11 protein-coding genes and 3 tRNA genes are annotated in these 13,565 nt (G+C 66.8%); all 14 read right to left on the minus strand.

Features of this window, described 5'->3' with window-relative positions:
* The coding region (locus VFW84_RS09430; RefSeq protein ID WP_329680201.1) for an elongation factor Tu at window positions 1-746 on the minus strand (746 nt) is incomplete at its 3' end.
* Between the two features lie 49 nt (window positions 747-795).
* Window positions 796-870 (minus strand) — tRNA-Thr (locus VFW84_RS09435).
* Between the two features lie 152 nt (window positions 871-1,022).
* Window positions 1,023-1,096: transfer RNA gene (locus VFW84_RS09440), tRNA-Gly, on the minus strand.
* A gap of 63 nt (window positions 1,097-1,159) precedes the next feature.
* Window positions 1,160-1,245: transfer RNA gene (locus tag VFW84_RS09445), tRNA-Tyr, on the minus strand.
* Between the two features lie 85 nt (window positions 1,246-1,330).
* Complete coding sequence (locus VFW84_RS09450) at window positions 1,331-2,356, minus strand: acyltransferase (RefSeq protein ID WP_329680202.1); 1,026 nt, start codon at window positions 2,354-2,356, stop codon at window positions 1,331-1,333.
* Window positions 2,353-3,774 (minus strand): lipid II flippase MurJ, encoded by a 1,422-nt coding sequence (locus tag VFW84_RS09455; protein ID WP_329680203.1) that lies wholly within the window; start codon window positions 3,772-3,774, stop codon window positions 2,353-2,355. Before VFW84_RS09455 ends, VFW84_RS09450 begins: the two co-directional genes overlap by 4 nt.
* A gap of 13 nt (window positions 3,775-3,787) precedes the next feature.
* The gene (locus tag VFW84_RS09460) at window positions 3,788-4,615 is read right to left on the minus strand and encodes an acyltransferase (protein ID WP_329680204.1); all 828 of its coding nucleotides are present in this window, start codon (window positions 4,613-4,615) and stop codon (window positions 3,788-3,790) included.
* Window positions 4,612-5,976, minus strand: coding sequence for an O-antigen ligase family protein (locus tag VFW84_RS09465; protein ID WP_329680205.1), 1,365 nt, complete (start codon window positions 5,974-5,976; stop codon window positions 4,612-4,614). Before VFW84_RS09465 ends, VFW84_RS09460 begins: the two co-directional genes overlap by 4 nt.
* Complete coding sequence (locus tag VFW84_RS09470; protein WP_329680206.1) at window positions 5,973-7,196, minus strand: glycosyltransferase family 4 protein; 1,224 nt, start codon at window positions 7,194-7,196, stop codon at window positions 5,973-5,975. Before VFW84_RS09470 ends, VFW84_RS09465 begins: the two co-directional genes overlap by 4 nt.
* Before the next feature lie 8 nt (window positions 7,197-7,204).
* Window positions 7,205-8,557, minus strand: a complete 1,353-nt coding sequence (locus VFW84_RS09475) for a beta-galactosidase (RefSeq protein ID WP_329680207.1) — start codon at window positions 8,555-8,557, stop codon at window positions 7,205-7,207.
* Entirely contained in the window at window positions 8,554-9,804 is a 1,251-nt protein-coding gene (locus tag VFW84_RS09480) for a glycosyltransferase (protein WP_329680208.1), read from the minus strand. The genes VFW84_RS09475 and VFW84_RS09480 overlap by 4 nt, the downstream gene beginning before the upstream one ends.
* A gap of 9 nt (window positions 9,805-9,813) precedes the next feature.
* On the minus strand, window positions 9,814-11,790 hold the full coding sequence (locus tag VFW84_RS09485) for a hypothetical protein (protein WP_329680209.1): 1,977 nt from the start codon (window positions 11,788-11,790) through the stop codon (window positions 9,814-9,816).
* A 21-nt stretch (window positions 11,791-11,811) separates the two neighbouring features.
* Window positions 11,812-12,573: a polysaccharide biosynthesis/export family protein gene (locus VFW84_RS09490; protein ID WP_329680210.1), complete on the minus strand. Its 762-nt coding sequence runs from the start codon at window positions 12,571-12,573 to the stop codon at window positions 11,812-11,814.
* Window positions 12,574-12,609: 36 nt separating this feature from the next.
* Window positions 12,610-13,509 (minus strand): glycosyltransferase family 2 protein, encoded by a 900-nt coding sequence (locus tag VFW84_RS09495; RefSeq protein ID WP_329680211.1) that lies wholly within the window; start codon window positions 13,507-13,509, stop codon window positions 12,610-12,612.
* Window positions 13,510-13,565: the final 56 nt, after the last annotated feature.

The raw sequence follows: 13,565 nt of genomic DNA on the forward strand, positions 1-13,565 counted from the left end.
CCGACGATTTCGATTTCTTCGCCGACCTTGATCACGCCGCGCTCGATACGGCCGGTCACCACGGTGCCGCGACCCGAGATCGAGAACACGTCTTCGACGGGCATCAGGAAGGTGCCGTCCACAGCGCGCTCAGGCGTGGGGATGTAGGTGTCCAGTGCTTCGGCCAGCTTCATGATGGCTTGCTCGCCCAGCTCGCCCGTGTCGCCTTCCAGCGCCAGCTTGGCCGAACCCTTGATGATGGGGGTGTCGTCACCGGGGAAGTCGTACTTGGACAGCAGCTCGCGCACTTCCATTTCGACCAGTTCCAGCAGCTCGGCGTCGTCCACCATGTCAGCCTTGTTCAGGAAGACGATGATGTAGGGCACGCCCACCTGGCGGCTCAGCAGGATGTGTTCACGGGTCTGGGGCATCGGGCCGTCAGCGGCCGAGCACACCAGGATCGCGCCGTCCATCTGGGCGGCACCGGTGATCATGTTCTTGACGTAGTCGGCGTGGCCGGGGCAGTCCACGTGAGCGTAGTGGCGGTTGGCCGTTTCGTACTCGACGTGCGCGGTGTTGATGGTGATGCCGCGGGCCTTTTCTTCGGGAGCCGCGTCAATCTGGTCGTAAGCCTTGGCTTCGCCGCCAAACTTCTTGGACAGCACGGTTGCGATCGCAGCCGTCAGCGTGGTCTTGCCGTGGTCAACGTGACCGATGGTGCCGACGTTGACGTGCGGCTTGGTCCGTTCAAACTTGCCTTTTGCCATGTTGCGCGCTCCAGCGTTCTTTAATGAGCTTCGAAATAGGGAGGATTTGTGGTGCCCATGGGCAGGATCGAACTGCCGACCTCCCCCTTACCAAGGGGGTGCTCTACCACTGAGCCACATGGGCATCAACACAGGTCTGGGTGCTTGAAACTCAAGCGCCAGACACCCACACCGGTGCTGACTGCGGCCACCACAAGAGAAAACCGCGAAAGACTTCTACTGTAACACGCTGCCCGTGACAGAAACATGATGGCACGCACTGCTAGAAGGCAAGCTTGGAGCGGGAGACGGGAATCGAACCCGCGTCATTAGCTTGGAAGGCTAGGGTTCTACCATTGAACTACTCCCGCCCGGGAGCCAATCTTCTTCAGTACTTCATCACATCTCACAAGCCTGTCACAGCATGTGTTGCCTGGTGGAGGAGGCTGGATTCGAACCAGCGTACGCGTAAGCGGGCAGATTTACAGTCTGCTGCCTTTAACCACTCGGCCACCCCTCCAAGGCAAGCCCTAGACTTTAGCACAGGCCCACACCGCTTTTCAAGCCCGGGCACATAATTTTTTGTTTTTGTTGCGGCCAGCGGCTCACCGGGGGCGACGCAAGGCGGGCGCCTCGATGAAGTGCCAGGACAGGGCCGCCAGGGCGAGCACCAGGACCAACAGGGCCAGCACGCCACCCCAGGGCGAAGCCTTGAAGACGCCCAGCGACACCAAGGCCTGGATGAGGGGGAAATGGAAGATGTAGATGCCGTAGGAAAGATCCCCCCAGCGCGTGACATGACCCAGGCGAGGCAGCCCAAACGCCGCATGGAACACCAGGGCCGCCAGCGCCCAGGGATAGAGGTAGGCGCCGGGGCCCACGGTGGCCCCATCGAAGGCCTGGGATACTGCCATCAGCAGGGCGCCCGCCAGGCCGACGCGCCAGCCCCAGCGCTGCAGGCGCTCACGCTCGTAGAAGCACAGCGCGCCGGGCAAGAAGAACATCAGTTGCCCCGGCAGTTGCTTGGCCAGCTCCAGGTAGATCCCCTTGCCGGTGCGCATCGCCAAGGCAATGCAGCCGCCCCACCAGAGGCAGGACAGCACGAACACCGGCAGCAGCACGGTCCAGTGCCCCCATCGCCGCACCAGCCACACCAGCAGAGGTACGGTGGCGTAGAACATCAGCTCGACCTTGATGGTCCACAAGGCCCCATTGACCGCCTGCAGGGTATTGCCCTCGAACACGCCAGGCAAGGTTGGCGCCAGGAAGTTCAGGAACAAGGCATTGGCCACCAGATACCGCGCCGTGGCGGGCCCCAGGTAATCGCCCAGGGTCCAACGGCTCAGGGCCGCCCCCAGGAGCACCGCGCCCAGCACCGCCGCCATGTAGGCCGGCACGATGCGGCGCAGGCGCTTGCCCGCGTAGGCCCGCCAGGTCGGCGTGCTCTCGCAGCTCTGGAACACCAGGTAACCGCTGAGCACGAAGAAGATGCTCAACGCCCACTTGGTGTCGTGCATGGACAGCACGGACAAGGCCGACTCACCACTGAGGTCCACCAGGTGCAGGGACATCACCCCCACCGCGGCCAGCAGACGCAGGTGGTCGAAGTTGTTGTGATGGACGGTGCTCATGCTGCCGGGGCCCGCCAGGGTTTGAACAGCAGGGCCAGGGCCAGCAAGGCCAGGGCGCCGGCCACCGTGGCCCACCCCAGTTGCCACCATGGCTCCAGCGGCAGGCGGGGCGCCACCCAGGCCCCGGCAACCCACAGCAGGCCGCCACACGCTCCGAGGGGCCAGCCCATGGGCACGCGCCCTCGGGCATCGCTGCGCCACCACAGCAGCGCGCCTTGCACCAGCGTGCCCAGCAGCAGGGCCGCAGCCATGCCGGTCACGCCGAACATGGGCGCCAGCAGCACCAGGGCCAGCGCCTGCGCGGCGCCACCCGCGAGTTCGCACGCGAAGGGCAGGCGAGTGTTGCCAGCCGCATGGCTGTAGCGGGTGAGCAGGCTGTTCCACGACGCCACCACCAGGGTCACGGCATACCAGGCCAGCACGGGCGCCAGGATGGCGGCGCCCTGCACACGCGGGAACAGCAAGGCAACCAGGGACGGCGCGGCCAGCATCAGGCCGATGGCCGCTGGCGTGGACACCGTGGACACCAGACCCATGCCCTGCCGCAGCAATTGCAGGCGCTCGGCCTGCCCGCCCCGGCTCATCAAGCCCAGCAAGACCTGGTTGACGGCCATCAGGGCCAGCAAGGGCAGATTGACCAGCTTGCGTGCCAGGTTGAGGACCGTGAGCACCCCATCGCCCAGGTAGGAGGCGACGATGCGCTCCAGCAGGGTCAAGCCCTGGCCCACCATCGCGCCGCCCAGCAGGGGCCAGACGCGCTGCCCCAGCTCCAGGGCATCGGCGCGGTGCCAGCGCAGCAACGCCGGCCGCCAACCCTGACGCCACAAAGACGGCAGCAGCACCAGGCCCATGAGCAGGCTGCCCGCCACAAAGGACCAGGCCAGATCACGCTCCTGGGTCTGCCCCCGGGACCAGGCCAGACAGATCACCGCCGGCAGGTTGTAGAGCAGGGAGCCCAGACCGGCCAGCACGAAACGTCCTTGCGCCTGCAAGGGCACGCTCCACAGGGCCTGCAGCGCCATGCCGGGCAGCGCCCAGGCCAGCACGGACATGCCCATCTGCGCCGACGCCGCCTGCGCGGGCGACAGCCCCGGCCCGATCAGTTGGACCCCCACTGGCGCACCCAGCCAGAGCAGTGCACTGCAGGCCAGTGCCAGCCCTCCCACCACCGCGCTCATGCCACCCAGCCAGGGCATGCGTTGCTCGGGTTCTCGGCCCTGCCAGAGGGCCAGGGCCGCCGACGAGAGCAGGCCACCGCCCAGGATGGTGCGCACGGCTTCGGGAATGAACAGGGCGATCAGGAAGGCATCGGTCCGCGCGCTCGCGCCCCAGGACGCGACCAGCAGCCACTCACGGGCCAGCCCACAGGCCAGGCCCGTGAGGGTGACCACCGTGAGCACACTGGCCGCACCGAGCATCCTGTGCCCCTCGTCAGTGGAGCAAGGTGAAGAGGCCTTTGCCGCCCACCTTGTAGTTCAGCCCGCGCACCCGCGTGCCCACCGGCTTGGCGCTCTGCCCGGCCACGATGACGTAGGGCTCGATCTTCTTGCTGACAACACAATTGGCCGAGACCACCGCGCCCTCGCCCACATGAGCGCCTTGCAGGATCATGGCGCGCGAGGTGATCCAGGCGTAGTCATCGATGCGGATGGGGGCGGACACCGACCAGAACTCGGGCGACTCCAGATCATGCCCGCCCGCCACGATCAGCACATGGGAGGCGATGGTGACGTGGTTGCCGATGACCAGGCCCGAGCGCGCGTCGATCTGGCAGTGCCAGCCGATGCAACTGTCGTCGCCAATGCGCAGGCTCTCGATGCCGATGACCTCGGTGTGGCGCCACAAGGTCGAGCCCTTGCCAATCTTGGCACCGCCCAGGCGCAACCAGGCCAGCCGCACGTGATGGCTGGGGATCTTGTTGATGAGGATGTTGTAGATCTGCTCCCAGATCCGACGGCACCGGTCCACGAAGGTCGGCCAGTTCTTGCCGTAGTCGGGCAGGATCTGACAAGGCAGCTCGTCACGCAAGGCCGCGAACAAGCGCCGGGCCAGCGGATGCTCGATGCGCTTTTCGATGTTGAGCACGGCGATGTAGGTCTGCACGCCCTCGCTGGGGCGGCCTGGCTGCTCGAAGGCCACGTCGTGGGCCAGCATCCAGTCATAGGCCTCGCTCAAGGCCTGAGGCTCGACACCGAGCCGCGCAGCGTAGTCGGGCAGACGTTCGCGCAGGCCGTGGCTGTGCAGGATGCGGTGTTTCATGATCGTGTCGGGGCGTGGCGTGCGGTTTGCAGACTGATGGCCATGATCAGCCAGAACAGGGCCATCAGCACCTGGGTGAAGCTGTAGTAGTGGTCGATGAAGCCGGTGCTCAGTGCCGCCAGCATGGCACCCACGGTGCCGATGCGCATGGCATTGGCCGGGGTGACGCGAGAGATGTCGCCCAGCCCTCGGACCTCCCGCCACCAGGCCACGGTCACGCCAATGAAGAACAGCATGCCCGGCAAGCCCAGCTTGTACCAGTAGTTCAGCCAGAGGTTGGAGATACCGTAGACCCCGTTGCCCGTAGAGGGCGTGTCGGCCTTGAAGCCCAGGCCCAGGGGATAGCGCGCCACCGCTTCCGGGAAGTGCTTGTATTCCTCGAAGCGCACGCCGGTGCTGACGTCGTTCGACGAAAAGAGCGAAGCCAGGCGCTTTTGCGCCGGAGGGTAGAACACCAGCATCATCGCCGCCAGCAGCGCACCGATCGCCAGGGTGCGCCCGGCCAGCGGCACGCGCTTGATGGCCAGACCGGCGATGAGCACCCCCAGGCACAGCAAGGCACCCCGGGAGCCACTGAGCACGATGCCTGCCGCGCCCCCCAGCGCCACGGCCAGCCCCAGCCAGCGGCGCCAGCCCTGATGGGCCACGCCATAGAACATGGCCACGGGCACGCCCAGCAACAGAGCCCCCCCGGTGGAGTTGGGGTGCACCCAGGGCGAGGGCATGCGGGTGAGTTCGGCCAGGAAGATCTCCTGGATGGCATCCGGCCGTGCGTAATTGAGCTTGCTCAGCAAGGCGATCATGGCACTGGCATCTCGCGAAACGGCGAACAGGCCCAGAGACAGGCTCACCAGCACCAGATAGCCCAGCAGCAGACACACCAGCAGGCGCTCGCGGGCACGCTGATCAGGGGTGAGCAGGGGGACCAGGAACAGCACCGACACGTTCAGCAACCAGCGGACCCAGTTGACCGGCCCGATGCCTTCGGCCTGCACCATGAACTGCCCGGCGATCAGGGGCACGATGCTCCAGGTCAGCAGGCGCAGCATGGCCCGCTCTGTCGAGCCGGTGGGCAAAGGGGGCAGTCGGCCCATCAGCCATTGCCAGAAGACGCCCAGCCAGGTCAGGGCCAGCAAGGCCTCGGACAGGGTGATGCGGATGCCCAGGGTCAAGGTCATCCAGGGGATGGCCGGCGCGATCAGGCAGAACAGCAGCAGCCCGCGCTGCGGCTGCACCATGATGGTCACGCCAAAGGCCACGGCCCCCACGGCCAGCATCATCAGGGGCACCCCACCCGCCAGCATCAAGGCTCCGAACAGCAGGGCCAGCGACGCCGGCATGAACCAGGCCATGCGGCTCATGCCAGCCCCCCCGTTGTGGCCCGCAGCCCGACCAGGTGTTCATAGACCGCTTCGAGCTGCTGCGCCGACGCCTCCCAGTCAAAGCGCTCGACCACCAGTTGGCGAGCCGCGGCGCCCAGGGCCGCCGCTCGCACCGGATCGCTCAGCACATCGGCCAGGGCCTGCGCCTGTGCCTCGGCGGTGTCGGCCACCCGCGCGTGCACCCCATCCTGAGCATTCAGTCCCGACAGGCCCTCGCGGGTGCTGACCAGCGGCAAGCCGGCGGCCATGGCCTCCAGCACCTTGAGCTTGGAGCCCCCACCAAAGCGCAAGGGGGCCACGAACACCGAGGCCTGCGCCTGCACCGTGGGCAGGTGCTCGACATAGCCACGCCAATCGACACGGGCATCGGGCCAGCGCTCGCGCCACGACGAGGGCAGGGCATGGCCGCAGACCTGCAGACGCGCCTGCGGCAGGAGGCGCCACAGACGGGGCATGATGTCGTCGAGCAAGCACTCCACAGCATCCACATTGGGGGCGTATTCGAAATTGCCCACAAACAGCACCGAGCACGCTGCGGCATCGGGGTGCACCGAGGCAAAGGCCTGGGTGTCGACGCCATTGCCCACCACGAAGGTGGGGCGCCCGCCCGAGATGTGCGACAGGGCACGGGCATCGGACTCGGTCACGGCCACGATGGCGTCCGCACTCGACAAGACCTTGCGCTCCCAGCGCACGGCCCGCCACTGGTCATACCGTGCCAGGGGCCGCGCCCACAGTGGCCACTTGCCATAGGTGGCCGCCCCCAGAGAGGACTCGACGTTGTGCTCGGTGAGCACAAAGGCCTGCCGCCGGCGTGCCAGGGCCCGTGCAAAGGGCTCGAAGCCGTAGCTGTGCTCGATCTGCACCACGTCCCAGGACTCGCTGTCGAGCAGGTGTTCGAAGCGGCGCATCAGCGCAGGGGCATCGCCGTTGACGCTGGCCAGCAGGGGCATGGGGGAGGTGGCCGCGCGCCAGAGCGTGCGCGGGTGCCGCAAGGCGCGGCGCGGCAGCACGATCAGGCGCTCGACCCAAGGCGCCAGGGCGGCACGGACCTCGTCGTCGGCCGGGGTCTTGGACTGCACCAGCAAGGTGATGGCATGTCCCCGCTGGGCCATGCGCCGGATCAGGTGGTACTGACGTGCCTTGCCACCGCTGGTGATGGGCCAGGGCAGGTAGGGCAAGGTCCACAGCACGCGCATGGGCGACCTCAGCCGATCACCAGGACCTGCAGGGCCGTGTCGACCGGCACCGTCACGCCGACCTCAGCGCCCGCCTTGAGCGTGATCTGGGTGCCCTTGACCGGATGGTGCAAGGTGGCCTCGCGCACGCCGGGCAAGACCAGGGACAGCGCCTGGTCGGCCCAGCACATCCACACGCGGCGCCCGTCGGGGCGCTTCCAGGTGATGCTCACGAGGCCCTTCGGGGCACCGCCAGCGATCTTCAAGGGCGCCTGCGGCGCCAGACGTGGGCCACACACGGACAGAAAACGCGACAGGGCGTGGTACACAGGCTTGGGCTCGCCACTCTCGCGCAGCAGGCCATAGCGGCGGTCTCGCACGCTGGCGCGGCTGTCCAGATCGGAGAGCGTGAACAAGAAGATGCGGTCGTAGTCGAGTGCCGCCATCAAGGCCAGTCGGCGCAAGGTGTAGTCGGCCTGGCCCTGCTCGCCGATGAGGGGCTGCTCCTCCTTGGGGCCCTCGTAGCTGGACCAGCCCCACTCGGTGGCCCAGATCTGCTTGACCTTGACCGCCCTCAGCCATTGGTGCGCATGGGTGACATGGCGCAGGAAATCGCGCTCGCCATGCTCCGCCCCCTCCGGCAGTGCCGTGTAGGGGTGGTAGGCCACGATGGTGTCGAGGTTGAAGGCACCCAGGCGCCCCATCGCTTCGAGCATCAGGCCCTTGCGCCCATGCATCTCGCTGTAATAGGCCATGCCGGCCATGGCGATGGGTTTGTCAGGCACCGTGGCACGCAGGGCCTGCACGGCGGGCACGAGCAGGTGGCCATAGCCCTCGGGGTCGGCCTTGGGCGCCCAGAAGGCCAGGATGTTGGGCTCGTTCCAGACCTGCCACACATCCACCTGCGGGTAGCGCCTGGCCAGCAGGGCCAAACGCTGGGCGTACACCACGGGATCGCGTGGCGGAAACTTGTCGAAGTACTGGGCGTATTTGTCGTCGGGCTGCACCGAGGTGGCGAAGCGGGGTGTGCCCACCACATAGGTGATGCAGCGCAAACCTGCGGCCTTGACCAGCGCCATGGCCTGGTCGATGGCCGTGAGTTCGAACTGGCCCTCCCGGGGCTCCAGGAGCATCCAGTGCAAGCCCAGCCTCACCCACTGCAGGCCCAGGGCCTGGAGGCGCTCCACCTGCTTGCGTGCCATCGCGGGCGCAAACCACTGGAACTGGGCATTGACCCCCAGGAAGTCCCGCCAGACCACTGTGCGCATGGGTTGGAGCTCGATCGCCTCAGGCCGACTCGAAAACCACCCTGCACGTGCCAGCGATGGCGCCAGGCTGGCCCCCAGGGCCCATTGCAACTGGAGACGGCGTGGCAGCTTCATGCCGAACCCTTGGACGCCGCCGGAGCCGGTCGACCCCGGCCCGCCATCGGCGCGTGGGCCGCATGCCGGGCCAGCAAGGCATCAAAATGCGCGCGAAAACGCTGCCCGGTCACGGTCCAGTCCCGCTGACGTGCCAGCTCGCTGGCCTGTTGTGCCCAGGTGCTGGCACGCTGTGGCTCGACCAGCAAACGCTCCAGCCCCTGCGCCAAAGCGGCCACATCCCCTTGCTTGTAGGACTCGCCGTTGCCGGACTGGATCTCCTCGGCAAAGGCACGCGCATCGGAGGTGATGGCGCCACGGCCGCAGGCGATGGCCCACGCCAGCGCGCCCGAGGTGCCGCGCATCTGCCCCAGCAAGGCCAGTTTGCGCGACTCGCGGTAGGGCAGCACCATCACGTGATGGCGCCGGATCAGGGGGGCGATGTCGTGCGGATCGACATCCAACTCCCAATCGACCTGGGCTTGCAGGCCCCGCTGGGCCACGCGCTTGCGCAAGCCATCGAGGTAGCTGCCTTGGGCACCAAAGGTGATGTCCGGGGCCGTGCCACCGGCAATGGTCAATCGCACCTGTGAGGCCAGCTCGGACTGGGCCGCGATCACACGCCCCAAGGCATCGACCAGATCCTCGATGCCCTTGCCGCTGTAGATGAAGCCGAAATACAGCAGGCGCATGGGCTGCAGTGGCGGCAAAGGCTCCTGCGGCAAGGCCAGCGTGCCATGGGGGATGACGCTGATGCGCGACTTGGGCACCCCCATGCGGGCCGCCAGGCGGGTGGCCCCGATGTCGGTGAGCGCGACCAGGCCATCGAGCCGGCGCGCCAGGCGCCGCTCTGCCCACAAGGTATGGGGATCACTCAAAACCGCCAGGGCCTGGCGCGCCAGGCGAGGCAAGACCGAGGCGTGTTCCATGGCAGGCCACCACCGATGCACGGGCCGCCAGACCAGCCGCTCGGGATCATGCACCGTCACGGACAGGGCTGGGGGGGAGGGCAGTCGCGACAAGGCATCGAGGGCGAAGAATTCGCTGTAGCGCCCGCCGCCCAGTTCGGCGTGCACCACATCGACCTTGGACCAGTCTCGCTCGTCGACCCAACGACGCGCCGCCACCAGGGAATCGAGCGGACGCTGCCCCTGCAAGGGTGTGAGCACCTGCACGCCCGCCGCGTTGATCGCGCGACGGAAGTGGGCCGCGTAGTCGGCAATGCCCGTCTGTTCGGGCGGCAAGGGGGACAAGAGCGCCAGACGCACACAGGCCTTTCAGCGTTGCAACCAGCGCAGCACGTGCGGCGGCACTTCGAAGCGCCGACGGTTGATGATGATGCCGTCCACCTTGTTGAAGGCGGTGCGCAACATGCCCAGGGCGTTGTCCACCACGGGCACGGTGCTGGCACGGGCCTCGACCACCAGCACGATGATGTCAGCACGGCTGAGCTTGACGAAGGCCTCGCGGTTGTGGAGCAGCGCGGCCGCTTCCAGCAGCACGACCTCACCAGGCTCGGCCACGGTCGCCTCCTCGCTCAGGCGCACGGTCACGCCCTGGGTCTGCAACAGGGTGTGCAGACGCCGCGCGATGAAGCTCACGCCCTCTTGGGGTCGCGACGAGGTCAGCGCCACGGTCAGCCCCTTGTCGGCCACGCGGTCCAGCGGCAACATGCCGTAGATGCGGTAGAGGCTGGCATGGAACTCGTTGTCCTCGCCGCCATCGGCGGTGTCCTTGATGGTGCTCCACAGGGGCACGCCAAAGCGCTGCTCGATGCGGCCACCGTCATGGATGCGCTGATCGGCCAGCGAGCGCAGATAGATCACCAGCAGGCCCACCAGCGCCCCCGCCGGCAGCGCCAGCATCAGCATCAGCAGACTCTTGGGCGACACCCGCGCCGGATTGAAGGTCGCGGACTCGATCACGGCGATGTTGTTGATGCGGTTGTCGTCCAGGGCCTGGTCGATGCGGGCCTTCTCCAGGTTATCGAGGTAGAGCACGCGGCTCTTTTCGGCCACGGCCAGAGCCTGCTCCAGGCGGGCCAGCTCGGGCTCATTGGCCAGCACCTGTCGGCGGGCCTGCTCCAGGGCCGTGATTTCCTTGTCGTAGCTGGTGGAGAAGGTGTTGAGCTCGGCCAGGCGCACCGACTTTTCAAGCTGGTTGCGCTCGATGGTGGAGCCCAACTCGTTGGGGGTGCGCTTTTCGGAGCGTTGCACCGACTTGCCCTCGGCCTTGAGCTGTGCCTCCAGGGCCGCGATCGCTTCATTGATCGACACGATGGTGGGCGCCGTCTCCTTGAAGGTGCGCAGCGCATCGACGCGCTGGCGCTTGAGCTCGGCCAGCTGGTTGTTGAGCGCCAGCCAGGTGGGGCCATAACCCATGTCGCGCTCGGACACGGTTTCGCGCGGCAGGCTGCGAGCACGGCCCGAGGCGTAGGACAGGCCCTGCTGCAGGGCGTCGCGCTCGGCCACGATCTCGGCACGGCGGGTGCGCAGATCGTTGAGGCGCTTGGTCAGCGTGTCGATGCGCTCCTGCGCACTCACACCCTGGATCTTTTCCAGACGCTCACGCCACAAGGCCTTGCTCGACGCGATCTGCTGATCGGCGTCACTCACCTTGCCCTCGTAGAAGGTGACCAGGCTCTTGCGGCCCAGCACGGCCGTGCGTTCATCGAGGTAGACCTTGACCCAGGTCTGCATGACGCGCTGCGCCACCAGCGGGTCATCCCACACGAAGCGCAGCTCCATCACATTGGAGCCCGGGCCGTGGCTGACGGTGAAGCGGTCGGCCAGCTTGCTGGCCAGGCGGTCTTCCGGGCTCTGCGCCTCGGTCAGGCCCATCCACTGGGTCACGGTGCGCACCCCGTCAAGCACCCCATCCAGGCCCTTCTTGACCATCAGCTTGACGCGCTTCCACAGGCTTTGCGGCGGCGGCTGGCTGGCCATCTCCTGCAGGTACAGGCGCGCCACCTGCAGCACCACGGGCCGCCCGGTCAGCATCTTCTCTTCGTCGATGATGGGGTCACGCTGCGTGGTGGGCGCCAGCACGGTCTGCCGATCGCCGGCATCCAGGGGCACGGTGAGGTTCTCACGGCCGGCCTTGACCAGCAAGCGGGATTCGGACTCGAACTTGGGCGACATCAGGAAGGCGCCGCCCACGGCCATGAGCACCGTCAGGACACAGGCGATCCGGAACTCGCGCCTGAAGATGAAGAACAGGCGCAGCAGGTCGCGAAAAGAGCGGATGTCGATCATGATGAACAGCAGTGGGCGCGGTCAGTCGGCCGTCTTGTTGATGCTGATGCCAATGGCCCGTGTGAACGGCAGCAACTGATTGAAGAACAGATCGGTGCCGTCGGCCCAGTTGCCCACATCGGACTTGGGCACGAAGATCACATCCCCGCGCTGGAAGGCGAAGGTCTGCCGACCGCCCTGCGTGGGCTCCAGCATGCGGCTGAGATCGAAGTAATAGACCTGATAGCGATCGTGTTCGTCCTGGCGCATCAGCACCACCTTGCGGGGGTCGGCCGAGGGCAGCAGCCCCCCCACGGCGAACAAGGCCTGCTCCAGCGTGGCCACGGCATTGAGGTCGATGGGCACCGGGTTGCGCACCGCACCACCGATGACCAGCCGGTTGCTGGGCGAGGCCATGATGTTGACCGTGACGCCCGGCTCGCGGTAGTAGGGTTCGAGCTTGGCGCGCAGGACCTGCGCGATCTCGTCGGGGGTCTTGCCAGCCGCCTCGATGCGTCCCGCATAGCGGAAGGAGAAGCTGCCATCGCTGCGCACCGGGTAGATCTGGGACTGGCTGTCCTCCACCATATTGCGCAGATCCAGGCTGGCGCCGTCCTGGGCGTCACGCACGATGCGCAAGGTGTCGCCCGGCCGCACCCGCGTCGGCACATGCGGCAAGCGCGCCAGGTCTTCAGGGGTCAGCAACTGGGCACGAAAAGGCTGGCCCTTGGGCGGCACCAGGGAGCCATAAGGTCGGCATGCCACGATGAGCAGGCACAACAGGACAGTGAAAAGCTTTTTCATGACGATAGGATCCGAGACAGCGAACGACGCAGCGGCTCAGCCCCTGGAGGGCGATCCCAGCGGCCGCACACGCCGGCGCCCATAGGTGCGCGACAAGCCCGCACGCGACGGCCGCTTGAGCCAGGGCACGCCGAACTTGGCGAAAAACCGGGTCATGCTGAGAAGGTGGATCTTGCCTGATTTCGACCAGATTCCATGCGCACTGTGGCGTTGATGTTCGTGCACCAGTTCCACCGAAGGCACCGCCAGCACCTGCCAGCCATGGACCCACATGCGGGCGCACAGATCCACCTCTTCGAAGTACAGGAAATAGCGCTCGTCCATGCGGCCCACCTGCATGAAGGCCGAGCGGCGGACCACGAACCCGGTGCCCATCACCCAATCGGCCTCGAAGGGCTCGCCATCCCACTTGCGCTTGAGCAGGTGGGAATCGACACGTGCCTGCAAGGCCGGCAACTGGCTCAGCAGGGTGCGGCGCACCAGGATGTCTGGCAAGGAATAGAAGCGCCGGGCCGAATACTGCAGGGATCCGTCCGGGTTGATCAGCTTGAGCCCGGCCACGCCCAGGCGCGGGCGCTGCTCGAACAGGGCCGTGATCTGGTCCACCTGGTTGGACTGGAAGTAGGTGTCCGGGTTGAGCACCAGCACCAGTTCGGTGGTCAGCACCGCGATCCCGAGGTTGACGCCGGCCCCGAAACCGCCATTGCGGTCGGACTGCACCACCCGGACCTGCGCAGGCAGGGTCGCGGCCAGGCGCGCGCCCGAGCCATCGGGCGAAGCGTTGTCGACCACCACGATGTCGCAGGCACGTGCGATGTCATGTGCCAGCAGGGAGGCCACACACTGGAGCGTGAGGGCCTGGGTGTTGTAGTTGACAATCACCACGCCCATGGCCTTGGGGCTCACATCCGGCTGATTCTCGGGGCTCGTCGGCATCTCGGTGGGCTACTGCTCGGGAAAGGTTCGCCCTGGTGGCCAGGACACCAGGCGCA

The sequence above is a fragment of the Aquabacterium sp. genome (assembly GCF_036279655.1).
Taxonomy (GTDB): Bacteria; Pseudomonadota; Gammaproteobacteria; order Burkholderiales; family Burkholderiaceae_C; genus Aquabacterium.

Excerpts from the sequence above, each read along its gene's own strand:
- VFW84_RS09450 (WP_329680202.1), bottom strand. The coding sequence starts at position 2,356 with ATGAGCACCGTCCATCACAACAACTTCGACCACCTGCGTCTGCTGGCC.
- VFW84_RS09455 (WP_329680203.1), bottom strand. The coding sequence starts at position 3,774 with ATGCTCGGTGCGGCCAGTGTGCTCACGGTGGTCACCCTCACGGGCCTG.
- VFW84_RS09460 (WP_329680204.1), bottom strand. The coding sequence starts at position 4,615 with ATGAAACACCGCATCCTGCACAGCCACGGCCTGCGCGAACGTCTGCCC.
- VFW84_RS09465 (WP_329680205.1), bottom strand. The coding sequence starts at position 5,976 with ATGAGCCGCATGGCCTGGTTCATGCCGGCGTCGCTGGCCCTGCTGTTC.
- VFW84_RS09470 (WP_329680206.1), bottom strand. The coding sequence starts at position 7,196 with ATGCGCGTGCTGTGGACCTTGCCCTACCTGCCCTGGCCCATCACCAGC.
- VFW84_RS09475 (WP_329680207.1), bottom strand. The coding sequence starts at position 8,557 with ATGAAGCTGCCACGCCGTCTCCAGTTGCAATGGGCCCTGGGGGCCAGC.
- VFW84_RS09485 (WP_329680209.1), bottom strand. The coding sequence starts at position 11,790 with ATGATCGACATCCGCTCTTTTCGCGACCTGCTGCGCCTGTTCTTCATC.
- VFW84_RS09490 (WP_329680210.1), bottom strand. The coding sequence starts at position 12,573 with ATGAAAAAGCTTTTCACTGTCCTGTTGTGCCTGCTCATCGTGGCATGC.
- VFW84_RS09495 (WP_329680211.1), bottom strand. The coding sequence starts at position 13,509 with ATGCCGACGAGCCCCGAGAATCAGCCGGATGTGAGCCCCAAGGCCATG.